The organism is Clostridium sp. HMP27, from assembly GCF_000765165.1.
GTDB lineage: Bacteria > Bacillota > Clostridia > Clostridiales > Clostridiaceae > Clostridium_AK.
The window spans coordinates 152,673-170,923 of sequence record NZ_JMFY01000022.1 but is presented as its reverse complement, the minus strand read 5'-3'; the positions used below and the strand labels follow the sequence as shown (position 1 = coordinate 170,923).

Below are 18,251 nucleotides of genomic sequence, written 5' to 3'. Positions count from 1 at the left end.
TTAATAAGATTATTCAAAAAAGAAAGATTCATGGCAACATAGTATGCATATATTGCCATGAACCTTTTATTTTACTTATAGACATATTTTCATAATCTTATATTTTTAAGTGATACTAGGCATCTTTGCGGAAGATTTGAAGCACTCCTCCTTTTAATTATTTAACGCCCATCCATCCTGAAATAACCATCATTTGAACTTCTGATGTTCCTTCATAAATTTCTGTTATTTTTGCATCACGCATCATTCTTTCAATTGGATAATCACTTGAGAATCCATATCCACCAAATAATTGTAAACAACGTCTTGTTACATCGCTGGCGTTTCTAGAAGCAACTAATTTTGCCATAGCAGCTAAATGTGTATAATTTTCATGATCATCCTTTGCACATGCAGCTTGATATACTAAAAGTTTTGCAGCTTCTGTATTAGCACGCATTTGAGCAAGTTCAAATTGTGTATTTTGGAATTTTCCAATAGAACGTCCAAATTGAACACGTTCATTAACATATTTTATAGTTTCTTCTATTGCGCCTTCTGCAATACCAAGAGCTTGCGCAGCAATACCAATACGGCCTCCATCAAGAGTTGCCATAGCAATCTTAAATCCTTTTCCTTCTTCTCCTAAAAGATTTTCCTTTGGAACTCTGCAGTTATCAAAGAATAATTCACATGTTGAAGATCCTCTGATTCCCATCTTTATTTCGTGACTTCCAACAGAAAAGCCTGGATAGTCTTTTTCAACGATAAATGCTGAAATACCCTTTGTTCCCTTACTCTTATCTGTCATAGCCAAAATAATATATGTGTCTGCATATCCTGCATTAGTAATAAAGATCTTGCTGCCATTTAATACATAGTGGTCTCCTTCTAGTACTGCTGTTGTCTTTTGCATAGAAGCATCAGTTCCAGCAGAAGGTTCTGTTAATCCAAATGCACCTAATTTTTCACCAGAAGCAAGTGGCTTTAAATATTTCTCCTTTTGCTCTTCTGTACCATATGTGTAAATTGGTGTTGCACAAAGACTTGTATGTGCTGAAACAATAACCCCAGTTGTTGCACAACATTTAGATAATTCTTCCACACATTGTATATAACTTAATGTATCCATTCCAGCTCCGCCGTATTCTTCAGGAAATGGAATTCCAAGCAAGCCCATCTCAGCCATTTTGGGTATAGTTTCTTCTGGAAAACGCATGTTTTCATCAATTTCCTTTGCAAGTGGTTTTACCTCATTTTCAGCAAATTCGCGATACATTTCTTGTAATTGTTCATGATTTTCATCTAGTTTAAAATTCATATTAATTTCCTACCTTTCTTTTTATATGTGTATATAAATTTCAATTGTATTTTATTAATTGTTAGCATCCAATGGACAGCATACTTTACCTGGATTCATAATACAGTTCGGGTCAAACACTTTTTTAATACCTTTCATTAATTCCATATTTACTTCTCCAATACTATCTGCTAAATAGCTCATCTTTCCACTGCCAATTCCATGTTCACCTGAAACAAGGCCACCATATTTTGTTGCCTCTTCGTAAATAATCTTGAAGAATTTATGAACTCTTGACTTAAACTCCTCTTCTTCTAAATCATTACTGCATTGATATATGTGAAGGTTTCCATCTCCTGCATGTCCAAAACTCTTAATAGTAAGTCCACATTCGTCACCAGTTTTATTTACAAATTCAACATAAGAAGCAATTTTATTTACTGGAACTACAACATCACATTCATCTAATAATTTTGTTTCTGCCATAATTGCTTCTAAGAAGCTAGAACGAGCTGCCCATGCATCTTTTATCTTTGCAGGTGTATCAGCTACAAGAACATCTATTGCTCCTGCTTCCAATACTATTTCACTAGCTTGCTCAATAAGGTTATTTAATTCATCTTCGTTGTCTGCGTCTAAAGTAACAAGTAAATAAGCATTTGCAGTTACTCCATCAATTACTTGTGGAAATACACTCTTTCCAACATATCTTTCGCTAGAAAGAACAATCTCTCTTTCCATAAATTCAATTGCTTGTGGATTCATTTGTTCCATTTTAAATTTAGGAACAGTAGAAACACAATCATGTAAATTTTCAAAAGGAATAATTAAACTAGCAACTACCTTTGGTGCTGGCATAACCTTCAAAGTAAGTTCTGTAATAATTCCAAGAGTACCTTCAGAACCAATCATTAAATTTAAAAGGCTATAACCTGAACTTGTTTTTGATACTGTAGCTCCAAACTTAGTAATTTCTCCTGTTGGGAGAACAACTGTCATTGCACGTACATAATCACGTGTTGCCCCATATTTAACGGCCCTCATTCCTCCAGCATTTGTTGAAACATTTCCACCGAGGCATGCAAACTTTTCACCTGGATCTGGAGCGTATAATAATCCTTGTTTTAAACAATCCTCTGCAAGATCGTTCAACAAAACACCAGATTGAACATGAACTACAAAATTTTCCAAATCATAAGAGATTATTTTATTCATCTTTGTAAGATCAATTAAAACTCCTCCGAGTAGTGGAACTGCTCCTCCTGCAAGTCCTGTTCCTGCCCCTCTTGGAGTTACTGGTATCTTATTTTCATTACATATTTTTACTACTGCAGCAACTTCCTCTGTAGAGTTGGCCATTAATACAACTTGTGGAGCCATTTTTCCGTAAATAGGCATTTCATCATGAGAATAATCTTCATTGATATCATCACCTGTTAAAATATGTCCTGGAGCTGCCTCCTGTAATTTTGAGATTATTTCTTCTGTCAACTCGTTATACTTAACCATAATAATCATTCCTTTCCAATTTTATTCTTACCCTATAATATTCTTATAAAAATAATGTTCCTAAAAAACATATGATGCCACCAACAACTACGTAAAATATATAGTATTTAAACATACTTCCGAGTATTTTACTTTCTGAACCTGACTTATTAATTGCACTTGCACCAATTGCAATACTTTGAGGACAAATCATCTTTCCAATACCCCCTCCAAGAGCATTGGCTGATGCCATCCATGCCGCAGGAAGTCCAAGATTTTTTGCTGTTTCTACTTGTAAGCCTCCAAATAAAACACTTGTTGATGTACCTGAGCCTGTAACAAATCCTCCAATTGATCCAATTAATGGAGAAATCAATGGATATGCTCCTCCAGTAGCTACAACTAGAAAACTTGCCATATCTGAAATCATTCCGCTATAGCCCATTATCTTTGCTACTGACATAACCGCACAAATTGTAACTATTGTTTTCCAGTTTCCCTTTAATGTATCCCTCAATACTTCTAACATGGTTGATATTTTTGCACCTTGAACAAAGCCTCCAATAATTGCAGCAACAAAAATAATAACACCTGGTGTATTGATCCAACTAAAGCTTAATTTATTTCCACCCTGTCCAGCATATACAACCATAACAGTTTTGTATTTTGCAATAAAATGATTAATTGGTGGACATAGAGTTGATGTAGCAAGTAGCATTATGAATATTAGAATAAACGAACACCATGCCTGTAACCCCTTGCCAAGTGATAAAGCTGTTTCTTCCTTTTTACCCTTAACTTCAATTGCCGCAGCACAACACTCTGCTTCAACTTGAGTATTTTTATTAAGGACTTTTGCTGCAATAACTGTACATACCATACAACAAATAGAACCTACTATATTTGGAAGTTCTGCTCCAACTACTGTTGCTGTAATGTACCAAGGTAGTACAAATGATATTGCAGAAATTAATGTAATAAGAAATGCTTCCTTTAATGCTTTTATTCCACCACCTACAATGTATACCATAATAAATGGGCTGATAAAACAGAGAACTGCTTGAATTATTGCTGTATTTGCTGCTAATGTACCGGATTCAATTCCGGTTATTGCTGAAAGCGTTACCAAAGGTATTCCTACTGATCCAAATGCAGTTGGTGTACTATTAGCAACCAAACATGCTAGAACTGCTGAAATTGGATTTAATCCAATACCAGCAAGCATTGATGCTGGAATAGCAACGGCTGTACCAAACCCAGCCATTCCTTCCATGAAATTTCCAAATCCCCATCCAATAATTAATACTAAAACCCTTTTGTCAGTAGAAACTCCAGCCAACATTTGTTTTATAGATTCCATTGCACCTGTACGTAAAGTCAAATTATACGCAAACAAAGCTGCAACAATAACTAAACAAATTGGCCACAAGGCGTTTAGTGTTCCCTCCAATATAGCTGATGCAGCATAAACTGCATTGAATTTCCAAAAGCCAACAGCTAAAACTACTGTAATGGCAAGTGTAATAAGACAAGCTTTATAACCTGGCATTTTCAATTTACTTAATGCAACTATCAGCCAAACAATTGGTATTATGGCTATTAAAAAATTTAAAAACAACATTTTTTTATCCCCTCATTCAATTTTTATATAGTAATGCCTTTTTATCAATTGACTCTAGCACCATATTCTGTCTATATAATTTTTGGGTTGTCACTTAAATGTCACTTTTTACATATGTTGTTTTCAGTGCTCTTTTGTCCTATGCCGCTTCCATTGATTTATTTTTCTTTTACTTTCTTCATTTCTTCAATCATAACCGGAAGAACTTCATTTACATTTCCAACAATAGCTACATCAGCTATTTCAAAAATTGGAGCCTCTTCATCTTTATTAATTGCTATAATATAATTAGAGCCTGTCATTCCAGATGTATGTTGTGTTGCTCCAGAAATACCACATGCAATATAAAGTTTTGGTGCTACAATCTTTCCTGATTGTCCAACTTGGTGTGCACGAGAAACCCATCCTTCTTCAATTACTGGTCTTGTTGCACCTACTACACCATCAAGTATAGATGCTAATTCTTTAACAAGTTTGAAGTTTTCTGCATTTCCCATTCCACGTCCACCAGAAACAATAACTTGTGCTTCCTCTAAATTAACAGATTCAGAAATTTCTTTTACTGTGTCTATAATTTTCGCCTTAATGCTACTCTCTGGAATTTCTATTTTTTTCTCTGTAACACCTGCATTTGAACTAGCTTCTGGCTTTGAAAAACTTCCATTTCTAACTGTCACTACAGCTGTACCTTCTACTTCAATATGTTCTAAAACTGTACCACCATAAGCTGGTCTAGTATATATAACCTTATCATCAGTTTTATTCATTCCTATTACGTCACTTACACATCCTAAGGACATACGTCCTGCAATACGTGGTGCAATATCTTTAGATAGTGCTGTATTTGCAAGTAAAACAGTATCTGGATTTTCTTCCTTAACAACTTGTGATAATACTTCTGTTAAACTGTCATAGTCTGTAGCATTATCTGCAAAAATAACTGGAATTCCGAGTTCAGCTACTGTATCTGCTGCAGTTCTATTACCTACTACAAGAGCTACTCCTTCTGAATCTAATGCTTGTACTGCACTAATCAATTCAAGACTTCCGCCTAATACTTTTTCTCCATCTGTTTCAATATACAATAACGTTTTCATAATTTCGTTTCCCTCCTTTAATAATGAAACTCCTCTTCCTCTTATCAGAGGAGTAAGCGATTCGCACCAAATCCAAGATTTGAGCTCTCTGCTTAAATTGCCTTATCTTTTTTCATTTGCTCCATAGCAGCACTTACTGCCAAAGTAACATCTTTCTCTTGAATCTTGATACCAGCCTCTTTTTTAGGAGGTGCAGCATATTCAATTAAGCGTACTTTTCCTTGTTTTACCTCTCCAATTTCTGATGCTGAATAAGTTGGAATTACTGCCTTACGGCTTGCCATCTTAGTTTTAATAGTAGGATAACGCGGATCATAATCTGGTTTACTTACTGTTACTACAGCAGGAGATTGTACAGAAACTACATTATATCCTTCATCAGTTTCTTGATGAACTTCCACGCCATTATCTTTTAAATTAACTTCAATTGCACTGCTGACAAAGCCTGTTCCCAATTTCTCAGCAAGCATTGGCCCTACCTGACCGGTAATTTCATCTGTAGATTCCTTTCCACAAAGAATTAAATCAAACTCTTTATCTTTATCTTTTTCAATTTTATGAATAGCATCCGCTAGAACTTCAGCTGTTCCAAGGGCATCTAAGTCTTTATATAAATCATCTTTTACAAAGAATGCTTCTTTAGCTCCTACAGAAAGACAATTTTTTAATGTATTTAGAGAATCCTCTGCTCCAACAGTTAATACACTAACATTTCCTCCATGAGCTTCCATAAAACGAACTGCTAACTCTAATGCATAGGTATCAAATGCATTTGCTACCAAACTAACTCCATTTAAATTTGGTTTTTCTGTCTTATTATCCAAATGGATTTCAACAGAATCATCCGGAACTTGCTTTACACATATCAGAATATTCATATTTTACCTCTCCTTTACATTCTTGATTTTTAAAATTTTTGATATTACTATTTGAATTAATAATTTTTATGGAATAAGTTTTTAAAAATTATTGTCTACTGTTAACTATAATTATCTAACTATAACCGATACTCCATCAGGAATTACCACTACTTTAGCATTCTTTCCTTTAATGTCATAAGCTTTCTTAAGTGCTTCTTCGAATGTAAATGCATGCTGCATGTGCATACTTTTTATCATTTCTGAGTCACACATATCAGTAACCATTATTACTGTATATTTATCTAACATTCTAGCAAGTATTTGGAATTCCCACTGATCTGGAACAGTTTCGTTTCTTGGAACCTTTGCTACTCTATCTAAAAGTTCTCTTGGAGATTTAGCCTGTGCTAAATTATCATAAAAGGATTGTCCACCATGTCCATCATTGCAAGCTGAAACCATTATGATAACTCCGCCTTCCTTACAAGTTGCCTCTGCTGCTGTCATTCCTTTAACTGACTGATAAATATTTTGGTCAAGTGGATATCCACCATTTGTTGAAATTGCTATATCTGCTGGAATCTTATCAACCTTTGAAAGTTCTGTTACAAATTCACAGCCTTTTTCATGAGCTTTTTCCCTATGCCCTGCAAATGCTTTTAGTACTTTTTTTTCACTATCTATAACAACATTTAATATAAAAGCAAGATTTGCTTTTTCAGATGCATAAAGCATATCTTTGTGTATAGGATTACCTTCAAGTATTCCAGTTCTTGCATTAGAACTTCCTATGAACTCGCTGCAGTGATTGGCCATAACTGTTGTTGCCGATGCAATACCTGGAAGTATACTCTTTCTTCCACCAGAGAAGCCAGCAAAGAAGTGAGCTTCTATAAATCCTTCTGCAATTAATAATTCTGTTTCGCAAGCTAGCTTGTTTATTATAAGTTCTCCACCTGATGGGAGAATTCCAAGCTTAACCATATCACTATCATTGAAAGCATCGTGAACTATGATATTTTCATTTTTAACTATTTCTTCTCCAAACTTGTTTACAAGTTCTTCATGAGTAGTTGCTCTGTGAAATCCTGTGGCAATAAGTATAGTTATATCTATATCAGGATTTGCTTTTCTTATTCTTCTAAGTAATATTGGCATTGTAACTTTGCTTGGCACTGGTCTAGTATGATCACTGCTTATAATAATCATATTCTTTTTATCTTTAACTAAATCTTCTAATCGTTCACTCCCTATAGGGTTGTCTAAAGCCATTTCGACAAGTTCTTCTTGAGTTTCTTTTGTTTTATAATTTTCTGCTTTTGACTCTAATATTCCAAGTAAATTTTTATCTTCTATTTCAATTTCAAGCATTTGTTTATGATATGGTATTTTAATTTTCCCCATTTAAATTTCCTCCATAACATATAATTTTTTAAGAAATCCGTCGAATCTCCAAGCTAGAATAAGAACCAATATTCTTTTATCTTTGGTAATACCAATCGTCATGTTTTAATTACATCCATACTCTTTGTGTGTAGGGATAAATTATAGATAAATACTGTTGCCATTATAACAAGAATTATAGGCCTTAATGTATTTGGTACACACTCAAGACTTGACTTAAAAGCATCTAAAACTGACATTTTCCACACAATAACCGCCAATAAAAACGTTATCACAAAGGTAATTGGCGTTGCCTTATGTTCAGGTATGTTTAATACCTATATCGAAAACATCTGCCAAATCACTAGTATTAAGTCAATAAAAATAGCTTATAATTATTCATCTTATCTCTATGTTACGCAAACTGGTAAGACCAATCTGTATTAATTAAATCATACCACTTTTTTACTATTATTCCTAGTATAGTTATTCAATTAACAATATTTCGAAAAATGCGAATTATTCACGAACCTATATGTTGTAACCTTTTCAATAATTTCCATTGAGACAAAAAAATTTAAATTTTTATCTTTATTAAACTCAACTCTATAATATTGTTATTTAATTAACAATATTTTGTATATTGTGTTATATTTCATATGGAGTTTTATCTTATATTTATTGATATAATCATATCTAGAAACAAAAAAATACTAATTAGTTTATTCCTTTAAACTAATTAGTATTTTAACTAAATTACTTCATCATAATATATTTATTGGCAAAATCTAAATGTTTTTTCATAGCCTCAGAAGCTTTTTTGGGATTATGATTTTTTAGTGCTATATAAATATCCTCATGTTGGTCTGCAAGGACTTCCATATTTCCTTCATCTACTATTATCTTTTTTCTGGCATCCTTAATAAAGGAATCTATTAATGAAGATATTGCATTTAATATATTTACTATTATAAAATTCTTGGAAGCCTTAGCTATTTCATAGTGAAACCTTTTATCAATTTGTACGTTATCATTTTCATCTTTTGAATTTTTAAAGGCTTTTATAAGTATTTCAAGGTCCTCAAGTTCTTTATCCGTTATCTTTTGTGCAGCTATAGCTGCAGTTTGTACCTCGATAACTCTTCTAACCTCAATAATTTCTTCAGGATTACTATCTTTAAGCATAAACATTATTGATAAAGGTTCAAATAACCCATTTTCAAGGTCTTCACTGATGTAATTTCCTCCACCCTGTTTACATTGAACTAATCCTATAATTTGAAGTGCTTTTAAAGCTTCCCTAATAGATGTTCTACTCACTTGCAGTTGCTCTGCAAGCTCTCTTTCGGAAGATAATTTATCTCCAGCCTTAAGGGTACCATTTATTATCATATCTTTAATTTGATCTATTACTTGCTCATAAACTTTTGTATTTTTTGTTGATGAAGACATCCAATCAAACTCCTTAAGTATTGTATTTAATTCACAATAATAATGATACATTATAGGATTCAAGAGGGCAATAATTATTTAGTTATGCAAGTATATCATCTTAATTAGAGCCTCCCTGAATGCGAACCATATAATTCTGAAAATTATAACAATATACACATCTTGTACCAATTCTTCGAAAAACCATTCCTAAATCTTCTTTTCCCTGTTTTATCAGTAGATGGAATAGTTGACTTTATATAAATAATATACTATCATATTGCTAAAATATGGAATTTTAGGAGGGTGATCTAATCTATGAGAGAAGTATACAAAAATATTTACTTGGAAGAACTCCCATTACCGAACAATCCCTTAAAGTACTTAAATTTTTATATTATTAAAGGTCAAGAAAAATCTATGATCATTGATACGGGCTTTAACCGTGAGGATACAAAAGAAGATATAATGAAAACTTTTAAAGAATTAAATTTGAAACCAGAAAACACTATTCTTTTTTTGACTCACCTACATTCAGATCATACGGGGTTAGCTACTTATTTAGAAGAAATGGGTTTAAGTATATATGCGAGTAAGATGGATGGTAATTTATTAAATAATAGTGTAAAAAAATCAGATTCAATGTGGCAAGATACAATTCAACAGGGAGTTTGGCAAGGATTGGAAGAAGACAAGCTAGATATCGAAGATCATCCTGGATTTAAATTTCGACCGACAGCTCATATAAATTTCATTTCTGCAATTCCAGGTGAATGTATTCAAATTGGAGAATATAATTTTGAAATTATAGATTTAAAAGGTCATACACCAGGGATAGTAGGTCTTTATGATAAAGAACACAAGATACTATTTTGCGGGGATCATATACTAGGAAAAATAACTCCAAATATTACATTTTGGGGTTTCCAATATGGCGATATATTAGGAACTTATTTAGAAAGTTTAGATCATGTTTATAATATGGATATTGATTATTTGTTTTCTTCCCATCGTTTTTTAGTAGACGATCACCGCAGGCGAATTGAAGAACTTTATGCTCATCATGCTAAAAGATTAGATGAATCAAGAGAAGCTTTAAGAAAATCTGGAAGGTCTACTGTGAGAACAGTAACAAAGCAGCTACACTGGGATATTAAAAGTAAAAACTGGGATGAGTTTCCCAAAGCACAGAAATGGTTTGCAGCTGGAGAGGCCCATGCCCATTTAGAACATCTTAGAGCTTTAGGAGAAGTAACTATGGAAGAAGAAGATGGTGTTCTTTACTACTCCATAAAATAATAATAAATAAGGGGCTGTCCCATTAAGAAATTAGACCGCAATATATTGTTTTAGAATTTAAAAATCTAATGCAATATATTGTAGTTTTTATTCTTTGTTAGACATCCCCTTATAAAGTTCAAAGATAACAAAGATAAAGCATTATGGGCCTGAAATTAGTGCTGAAAACAAAGAATTGAATATGGTATATATTGAGAATAATAACTTTGTATATAATCTAGTACGAGGTGAAAACAATGAAAAAGTCAGTATTAATTATAGGTTCAGGCGTAGGCGGTTTATCTACAGCTGTAAGATTACTTAGCAAAGGATATGATGTGAAAGTTTATGAAAAGGAGAAAACTATAGGTGGTAAAACAAATCAATTAATCTACCACCCATTTACTTTTGATTTAACTGCTTAAATTTTAATGAATCGAGAAATCTATGAAGAAATTTTTTATGATGCTAACCTAGATTATAAAAATTACATGAAATTTATGAGAAACGAAACCATATCTGCCCTTAAGAACATCCAAGGTTTAGGAGACATTGTAGAACAATCATAATATTTCTATATTAATTGTCAGCTGTCAATTTATAATCTTAGGTTCTGCATTCCTGTTTCTTTAAATATTAAATCATTTATATAGCTTTCTATATCTCCTCTAGGATTTTCATATAATATATGTCTCATAATATATTTATTATCTTCACTAACATTTATCATTTCCTTTTTTATTAATTCTCCTATATCACAATTTATTACTTTCCATAAAGACTTATTAGGCTTTTTAGATTTAGGACTTTTATAAGGATGCTTTTGGAAATCACCTATATCATGTATAGATTTATACTTAGGTTTCATAAATATAACTATACGAGTACCAGTGTACTCACCAGTTTCCATATTGTATTGCTTTATAAAATGAATATGGTCCCGTCTTCTATTTGAATAAGCAGCCAAATTTAAACACCCCCAGTATCTTAGTGAAGTGAACACCTTCCTAGATGCAAATTCCATACTTCTAATTCAGCATTAAAAATGCCAAGGACTATATTATTAGTTTACTCGTATATATTAGTAAATAAACCTATTCTTAACTAATCTTATAGGGAGTGAATATTATTGAAAAAGAAAATATATTTCTTTCTAGTTTTGTTAACTATAATCTTTTCCATGCTTTCCTTTAATGCCTGCGGATCAAAAAAAGAGGCATCTAGATCTGGAAACCAAATAGCTCAGGATTATAGTCAAATGAATGTTGAGGCTGATATAGCCAGCGGTCAGAATTCAAAAATGAAACAGGAATCTAAAGCTGCCACCACTCCGGAAAATATTGATGCATCTAAGTTATCTCAAAGAAAATTAATACAAAGAGGATATTTAGATATTCAAACAAAGGAATTTGAAAAATCTATAGCTGCTCTTAATGAAAAGGTAAAGGTTTTAGGTGGATATATTGAAAATTCGACTATATCTGGGAATAGAGTAGAAAATATAAACAACTCTCAAATGCGACACGCTAATTTTTCCTTAAGAATTCCAACTAAGCACTTTAACTCCTTTATGGATGGCTCATCTGTTATAGGAAATGTTGTAACCACCACCATAAGCGGTGAAGATGTAACCTCTCAGTATTTTGATACAGAAGCTAGATTAAAATCACTTAAACTTCAAGAGGAACGACTTTTAGAACTATTAAAAAAATCAGGAACTTTAAAGGATGTACTTGAAATAGAAAAAGAACTTGTAACTGTTCGCTATGAAATTGAAAACCTTACTGGAACACTAAAGAGACTTGATAATCTTATAGATTATTCAACCGTGGATGTAAACTTGCAGGAAGTTGATGTGCTTTCTCTTGGAAATTCCGGAAGTGATTTAGGAGAAAAAATTAAATATAAATTTATAAATTCCATAAACAATGTAATTCAAATACTAAAGATTTCAATTATAGGAGTAATTGCTTTTATACCATATCTTATAATTATAATTCCTATAGTCCTCATAATGAGATATCTTTTCAAAAGAAGCACTAAGAAATTCAGCATTAAAAATCTATTCAAAAAGAATAAAAATGATAAATAGATACCTTTACAGCATCTTATTTTGATAAAAAAATAAGGTGCTTTTTTAAGCACCTTTGTGTATATTAAAAGGGGGAGGTTCTCTGAACAAAACTATTTTTGTTAGTTATATTATATAATTAATTATAAATAATAATTATTAACTAGTAGTTATGAAATTATTAAGAATCAATAAACTATTTTTTATTTTATAAGTTTCTATAAATCATGCAAGGAGAATTACTATGTCAAACTTTAAAATTAAATTGCTTGCGTGCTTGTGCATGCTAATAGACCACATAGGAGCTGCTTTATTTCCACAATATATATTTTTAAGGATAATTGGTAGACTAGCCTTTCCTCTATTTGCTTGGATGATTGCTTTAGGCTATAAACATACTAGCGACCCTATAAGGTATATGAAAAGACTTGGTATTTTTGCTCTTATATCTCAAATTCCATTTAATCTTGCACTTAAAGCTCAAAGTTTAAATATATTTTTCACTTTACTTCTTGGATTAATAGCAATTTATTTCTATGATAAATATGAAAAGGAACAAAATGAACGTGGTAAACAATTAAGTATAATACTTCCAAGCATTATTGCTACAATACTTAATACTGACTATTTTGCATATGGTATTGCCACTATATTTTTATTTTATTATTATAGCCAAGATTTCAAAAAACTCATTAAATCTCAAGCAATTTTAAATATAGCTTTAATATCACTTTATATCATTTCAGTGATACTTGGAGGAGCTTCTTTTGAGTTAGGCGGAATAATTCAATTATTTTCATTATTTTCTCTAATAATAATAAGATATTATAATGAAAAACAAGGATTCAAAAAATACAAATATGCCTTTTATGCTTTTTATCCAGTACATTTATTAGTTATATATTTTATGAAGATAAGATTTTTCTAATTATTTTTACATAAAAAATAGCCGGTTTGTATACTCTCTTACTATATACAAACCGGTTATTTTTCAGCTTCCAATTCCTGACCACACCCATCAATAGCTATTTGAAATTTTATCATTCCTTTCTTAAGATTTTCCTTAAATAATACTACTTTAGATTAGGTTGTTCAGCTAGAACCATCTATTTGTGCCGAACCCTTATATCTATTAAAATTTAAATCTTTTATTAAACTCCTAATTCAATTTTCATTTACTGGTTTAAGAGAATCATTTAAAGGAATTGGAGCCTTTAATACCACCATCACCTACCTATCAATCTTAAAGATTTCTTTGAAACTTTTTATAATAGGTCTAAATAAAGTTAATTGTTTTGGTGGAATCATCTCCTATCTTTAGATTTTTATGTTTTAGTTTTTGTTTGGTGTCTGATTACATTTTATAATTTTCTGACTATTTTGTCAATTATCTTTATATCCCGTTATCTCCTATTGCCTGTCCATTTTCTTTAATTTTCTTCATTTTCTTATTATTTAATACTAAAACTATTATTATAAAATAAAATATTTGTTCTAATTTCATATTAATCTGTTGTAATATGTCTTGAAAAAGTATAAAAAAATTAATATAATTTATCTATTAAAAATTCTATAGAATCTTTAATTAATTTATACTTTAGGTAGACATGCCATTTAAGGGGGAACTTTAAAATGAAACAGGAACATAAAATGATGATAAGTGCCTTTGGTTATTCAATAGGTCATATAGAAAAAGAAGATGAAAATAATATTATATTTTATCAATCTATGGATGACGCATTTCATAGAAGCTTTAAGGTAGCTAAGTTTTATGAAGAAAAGAATACCATTGAAGTATATGACCATGAGGAAAATTTATTAGAAAATATAAGACTGCCAAAACAAAAATAAAGCCTTGATTTTCAAGGCTTTATTTTACTACTTTACTATTTTACTTACCCATCTTACAAGTTCTTTCTTTCCTTCATAAGGAATATACATAAGTACTTCCGCTGCTCTTTTATCTTTAAACTTGTCTATTCCTTCATTTACAAGTTCCATTATCTTATATACATTGTTCTCATCTTGAAGGTAACCATTTATTCCTTCAACAACTTTAGTTTGCATACTATCCACATTTATAAACTTTGCCATCATTGGATTCATATTTGATGTAAACTTTACTATTTCCTCTGATATCTTCTTTTTAAAATTAGGGTTATTTACTATCCCCTTTAAAAAACCTATTATATTGTCACGATTATTAAATATATAAACCTTTATCATGTTTTCAAAGCCCTGCGGAAGTACTTCTTTTAAAGTTTTATCGCTTTTTTCTAAAGCCTCAAGCTTTCCCCATAATTTTTCTTCCATATTCACATCTCCCCTATTTATTAAAGTAATTACTTCTAATCATCATATCTGAAATATCTATACTTAGTATACTATGTTCTACATGATTTTTATTACTCTTATCTCCTATATAAGTTCTATCTGAAAGTACTGTAAAATCTTCTTTTGTATTTACAAGTATTCTTCCCATTGCAGTATTTTCAAATTTTTCTTTATCTATTCCCATCATATAAGCTACAGTTGGCATAGTGTCTATTTGACCACCATTTACTGTGAATTCCTTATGGCTTATATCCTTATTATATATGATAAGAGGAATTTCCCAGTTATTTTTCATCCACCAGTCTTCTTGAGGTTTTATATCCTTAAGTTCACTTTCATAGTACTTATGAATTCCGCCGTGATCTCCATATATAACAACAACTGTATCCTCTAAAAGACCCTCTTTCTTTAAGTTATCCATGAAAATTCCTATATGCTTATCTGTATAGTGTATACTTTGGAAGTATCCTCCAAGCTTTGTTTCATCAAGTCCTTTATCAATTTTAAGCTCTCTATACTTTGATTCAATATCAAAAGGTGCATGACTTGAGAGAGTTACCATAAATGTATAAAATGGTTTTTTAGCATTTTTTATAAGTGGTATAGTTTGTTTTAAAAAACTTCCATCACTTAATCCAAGCCCTATAGTTTCATCCAACTTAAAATGAGAAGAATCTATGCAGTTATCAAATCCTACAGCTGTTAATCCATTTTTCCAATTCCAAAAAGAAGCCTTATCAGGATGTATAGCTTGAGTATAATACCCTTCTTCTTTTAAAAGTTTCGGAAAGGAATTATAAGTATTTTGTGGGAATCTAAAAAATGTAGCTCCCTTTCTTACGGGATGCATTGAAGTATTGGAAAGAAGGTCTGAATCCACACTTGTACCATTGTATACCTGCTCATGAAAATTTGAAAAATAGTAGCTATTATTTAAAATTTTATTTAAATTAGGAGTAATTTCTTGCCCATTAACCTTTTTACCAATTACAAAGTTTTCTAAAGATTCTACTTGCAAAAATATCACATTTTTACCTTTAAAAATTCCCTTATACTCATTATCAGGTAGGTTTTCTTTATTATCTTTATACCAAGCCTTTATTTTGTCATTTTCTTTATCACTCAGAGTAAAAGGTTTTTTAACTTCATGATAGTAATTATACCCATCATATATGTGATATCCTATAGGTGATAAGTTGGACATAGTTTGATTAGGAGCCCAACAAGTATAAAAAAAGTACTGTCCATCTTTTCCTGTCTTTTTTATATCTATATTATAATGGATATAATATATTGATATTATACTTATAAGCACTATCCATAAAAATGACATTATATTTCGCTTATAATATTTATACGCTATCTTATTTTTAGTAAGCATATATGGCATATATAATATGTCTATCCAAAATATTATATCTATAGGTCTTGCCATAGATAGTATAGAATCCGTTAAGTTATCCAAGTTAGATGTTTGCTGAAAAATGTACGGAGAAATAAAGTTTCCAAAACCTCTGTAATACCACAGGTCTGATAGTAATAATATAGTAATAGCCACATTAACTAAAAAAAGTACCCAGCCATGAATTCTTCCACTAAACAAATATGCAATACTTAAAAAAATCGTTATAAAAGCAAGGTATGCTGCAAGTGGAGGTGGTGCAAAAAATGCCTTAAACATATTTATTCCAGACACATTATCATGAGCTATAACACCTAAAAAAAGTATGGACTTTATAAAAATAAATATGGTTGTTAAATAAAATAACGAATCATACTTAAAATATTCTATAATACTTATGATGCGGGGATGGGTTTTTTCTTTAGTTAACAGCAAATAATATCACTCCTTAAATAATATATTAATCTTTACTTTAAATTTTGTTATATTTATATTAAACCTTTATAATTATAACCTTTTCATGTACCTGTTTTCAAATATAAATTTGTCAAAAGAAGGTGTTTTTTTGAAAAAATGCTCATATAAACCAATAATCTTTGCAGTGATTTTTCTTTTACTATTTATAGTATTAGCCCGCTATACAGAGCATAGAAATTTAGAAAGCTTAAAAGGGGTAACCTATAGCGTTACTGTAAATGGTAAAGATATTAATCTTCCTCAAGTAAGCGATAAAGCAATAGCATATAAAAAATCTAATTTAAACATATGGACTATAAGCTTTATACTTACCTTTTTAATTCCAATATTTTTCTTAGCAACTGGCCTTTCAAAGGGTATAAGAAACTTTATAGAGAGAAGAACTCGCAGATTTTTTATAATATCTGGAGTATATTTTATTATATTTACACTTATAAACTTTCTTATAACGCTACCTTTGGAATTTTATAGCAGTTTTATTCAACCTCATAATTTTGGACTATCAAATCAAACTTTAGTAAAATGGCTTACAGATTCTCTAAAAAGTGTTTTATTGTCTTCTGTAACTGGAGCATTGTTTATATGGTTCCCTTATTATGTTATACGAAAAAAAGAAAAGCTCTGGTGGCTTTACATGGGATTTTTATCTATTCCCATTATATTTTTTATGACCTTTGTCTCTCCTTTTTATATAGATCCTATATTTAATAAATACGAAGATATTAAAGATAAAAACCTAAAGCAAAAAATAGAAGTTCAATTAAAGAAGGCAAATTTAGAAGGAACCGATGTATATCAAGTAAATAAAAGTGTAGATACAAAAGAAATGAATGCCTATATGACAGGTGTTTCGAAGTCTAAGAGAATAGTTTTGTGGGATACCACTATAAACAATTTAACTAACGAAGAAACTCTAGGAGTGCTTGCTCACGAAATGGGCCATTATGTAATGGGACATGTGTGGAAATCCATAATTCTTGGAGGAGTTTTGATTATATTTGTACTTTACTTAACCAATAAAAGTGTGCTTTATATAATTAAGCTTTCTAAAGGTAAATTGGGATTCAATAGGATATCTGATATTGCTGCACTGCCTTTAATATTACTTGTTTTAAACTTTTATATGTTTTTAAGTAACCCAATAACAAATACCGTTTCTAGACGTATGGAAATTGAAGCTGATAGATTTGAATTAGAGCTCACTCAAAATACAGAAGCTACTATAACCTCTACCATAAAACTTCATGAAGGAAGCCTAGCTCTTCCCTATCCTGGAAAGCTATTTGAAGTATGGTACTATTCTCATCCACCTTATTTAGAAAGAGTGGAATTTGCTAAGGACTATGCACCTTGGGAAAAAGGCGAACCACTAATGTATGAGAAATACTTTAATAAAGAGTAGTCACTAAATTCTCTTAATATAGTAGACTAAAGGTGCTAGGTACTATGATTGGATGAAACCTTACAAGGGAAAATTTCATCTAATCCTAATATCTAACACCTTTCAGCTAGTATCTAAAAGTAAAATTA

General features: G+C 31.0%; 17 protein-coding genes. 6 read left to right on the top strand and 11 right to left on the bottom strand.

Annotation, left to right across the window (positions count from 1 at the left end; translation table 11 throughout):
* Window positions 1-157: 157 nt before the first annotated feature.
* From DP68_RS12540 to DP68_RS12510, 8 genes are all read right to left on the bottom strand, one after another.
* A complete protein-coding gene (locus tag DP68_RS12540; RefSeq protein WP_035309991.1) occupies window positions 158-1,300 on the bottom strand; it encodes an acyl-CoA dehydrogenase in 1,143 nt (380 codons plus the stop codon).
* Between the two features lie 54 nt (window positions 1,301-1,354).
* Complete coding sequence (locus DP68_RS12535; RefSeq protein WP_035309989.1) at window positions 1,355-2,788, bottom strand: FAD-binding oxidoreductase; 1,434 nt, start codon at window positions 2,786-2,788, stop codon at window positions 1,355-1,357.
* A gap of 43 nt (window positions 2,789-2,831) precedes the next feature.
* Entirely contained in the window at window positions 2,832-4,388 is a 1,557-nt protein-coding gene (locus DP68_RS12530) for an L-lactate permease (protein ID WP_035309988.1), read from the bottom strand.
* Between the two features lie 158 nt (window positions 4,389-4,546).
* Complete coding sequence (locus DP68_RS12525; RefSeq protein WP_035309985.1) at window positions 4,547-5,485, bottom strand: electron transfer flavoprotein subunit alpha/FixB family protein; 939 nt, start codon at window positions 5,483-5,485, stop codon at window positions 4,547-4,549.
* 92 nt (window positions 5,486-5,577) lie between these two features.
* Window positions 5,578-6,363, bottom strand: a complete 786-nt coding sequence (locus DP68_RS12520) for an electron transfer flavoprotein subunit beta/FixA family protein (RefSeq protein ID WP_035309984.1) — start codon at window positions 6,361-6,363, stop codon at window positions 5,578-5,580.
* A gap of 111 nt (window positions 6,364-6,474) precedes the next feature.
* Window positions 6,475-7,749, bottom strand: coding sequence for a nickel-dependent lactate racemase (gene larA / locus DP68_RS12515; RefSeq protein WP_035309982.1), 1,275 nt, complete (start codon window positions 7,747-7,749; stop codon window positions 6,475-6,477).
* Between the two features lie 98 nt (window positions 7,750-7,847).
* Window positions 7,848-8,057: an L-lactate permease gene (locus tag DP68_RS19885; RefSeq protein ID WP_363330959.1), complete on the bottom strand. Its 210-nt coding sequence runs from the start codon at window positions 8,055-8,057 to the stop codon at window positions 7,848-7,850.
* A gap of 427 nt (window positions 8,058-8,484) precedes the next feature.
* Window positions 8,485-9,180: a FadR/GntR family transcriptional regulator gene (locus tag DP68_RS12510; protein ID WP_035309980.1), complete on the bottom strand. Its 696-nt coding sequence runs from the start codon at window positions 9,178-9,180 to the stop codon at window positions 8,485-8,487.
* Between the two features lie 297 nt (window positions 9,181-9,477).
* On the opposite strand from DP68_RS12510, the gene DP68_RS12505 reads away from it, so the two are divergent.
* Window positions 9,478-10,458: an MBL fold metallo-hydrolase gene (locus DP68_RS12505; RefSeq protein ID WP_035309977.1), complete on the top strand. Its 981-nt coding sequence runs from the start codon at window positions 9,478-9,480 to the stop codon at window positions 10,456-10,458.
* Between the two features lie 236 nt (window positions 10,459-10,694).
* Window positions 10,695-10,862, top strand: coding sequence for an FAD-dependent oxidoreductase (locus tag DP68_RS19260; protein ID WP_081957211.1), 168 nt, complete (start codon window positions 10,695-10,697; stop codon window positions 10,860-10,862).
* Window positions 10,863-11,035: 173 nt separating this feature from the next.
* On the opposite strand, the gene DP68_RS12500 is transcribed toward DP68_RS19260, so the two are convergent.
* Entirely contained in the window at window positions 11,036-11,404 is a 369-nt protein-coding gene (locus tag DP68_RS12500) for a hypothetical protein (RefSeq protein ID WP_035309975.1), read from the bottom strand.
* Between the two features lie 162 nt (window positions 11,405-11,566).
* Between DP68_RS12500 and DP68_RS12495 the strand changes: the two genes are divergently transcribed.
* The 3 genes from DP68_RS12495 (at window position 11,567) to DP68_RS12485 (ending at window position 14,359) form a co-directional block, all read left to right on the top strand.
* Complete coding sequence (locus DP68_RS12495; protein ID WP_035309974.1) at window positions 11,567-12,529, top strand: DUF4349 domain-containing protein; 963 nt, start codon at window positions 11,567-11,569, stop codon at window positions 12,527-12,529.
* A 223-nt stretch (window positions 12,530-12,752) separates the two neighbouring features.
* On the top strand, window positions 12,753-13,436 hold the full coding sequence (locus DP68_RS12490) for a TraX family protein (RefSeq protein WP_035309972.1): 684 nt from the start codon (window positions 12,753-12,755) through the stop codon (window positions 13,434-13,436).
* Between the two features lie 704 nt (window positions 13,437-14,140).
* Window positions 14,141-14,359, top strand: a complete 219-nt coding sequence (locus DP68_RS12485; protein WP_035309970.1) for a hypothetical protein — start codon at window positions 14,141-14,143, stop codon at window positions 14,357-14,359.
* Window positions 14,360-14,386: 27 nt separating this feature from the next.
* Here DP68_RS12485 and DP68_RS12480 read toward each other — a convergent pair whose 3' ends face one another.
* Window positions 14,387-14,821 carry a hypothetical protein gene (locus tag DP68_RS12480; RefSeq protein WP_035309967.1) on the bottom strand — a complete coding sequence of 145 codons (435 nt, stop codon included), beginning with the start codon at window positions 14,819-14,821 and terminating at the stop codon, window positions 14,387-14,389.
* A 13-nt stretch (window positions 14,822-14,834) separates the two neighbouring features.
* A complete protein-coding gene (locus DP68_RS12475) occupies window positions 14,835-16,679 on the bottom strand; it encodes an LTA synthase family protein (RefSeq protein ID WP_291549004.1) in 1,845 nt (614 codons plus the stop codon).
* Between the two features lie 130 nt (window positions 16,680-16,809).
* On the opposite strand from DP68_RS12475, the gene DP68_RS12470 reads away from it, so the two are divergent.
* Complete coding sequence (locus tag DP68_RS12470) at window positions 16,810-18,123, top strand: M48 family metallopeptidase (RefSeq protein ID WP_035309966.1); 1,314 nt, start codon at window positions 16,810-16,812, stop codon at window positions 18,121-18,123.
* Window positions 18,124-18,251 lie beyond the last annotated feature (128 nt).

What these genes read in the sequence shown, in the direction of transcription:
- DP68_RS12490 (WP_035309972.1), top strand. Translation starts at nt 12,753, where the DNA reads ATGTCAAACTTTAAAATTAAATTGCTTGCGTGCTTGTGCATGCTAATA.
- DP68_RS12520 (WP_035309984.1), bottom strand. Translation starts at nt 6,363, where the DNA reads ATGAATATTCTGATATGTGTAAAGCAAGTTCCGGATGATTCTGTTGAA.
- DP68_RS12510 (WP_035309980.1), bottom strand. Translation starts at nt 9,180, where the DNA reads ATGTCTTCATCAACAAAAAATACAAAAGTTTATGAGCAAGTAATAGAT.
- DP68_RS12530 (WP_035309988.1), bottom strand. Translation starts at nt 4,388, where the DNA reads ATGTTGTTTTTAAATTTTTTAATAGCCATAATACCAATTGTTTGGCTG.
- DP68_RS12485 (WP_035309970.1), top strand. Translation starts at nt 14,141, where the DNA reads ATGAAACAGGAACATAAAATGATGATAAGTGCCTTTGGTTATTCAATA.
- larA (WP_035309982.1), bottom strand. Translation starts at nt 7,749, where the DNA reads ATGGGGAAAATTAAAATACCATATCATAAACAAATGCTTGAAATTGAA.
- DP68_RS19260 (WP_081957211.1), top strand. Translation starts at nt 10,695, where the DNA reads ATGAAAAAGTCAGTATTAATTATAGGTTCAGGCGTAGGCGGTTTATCT.
- DP68_RS12540 (WP_035309991.1), bottom strand. Translation starts at nt 1,300, where the DNA reads ATGAATTTTAAACTAGATGAAAATCATGAACAATTACAAGAAATGTAT.
- DP68_RS12480 (WP_035309967.1), bottom strand. Translation starts at nt 14,821, where the DNA reads ATGGAAGAAAAATTATGGGGAAAGCTTGAGGCTTTAGAAAAAAGCGAT.
- DP68_RS12535 (WP_035309989.1), bottom strand. Translation starts at nt 2,788, where the DNA reads ATGGTTAAGTATAACGAGTTGACAGAAGAAATAATCTCAAAATTACAG.
- DP68_RS12505 (WP_035309977.1), top strand. Translation starts at nt 9,478, where the DNA reads ATGAGAGAAGTATACAAAAATATTTACTTGGAAGAACTCCCATTACCG.
- DP68_RS12525 (WP_035309985.1), bottom strand. Translation starts at nt 5,485, where the DNA reads ATGAAAACGTTATTGTATATTGAAACAGATGGAGAAAAAGTATTAGGC.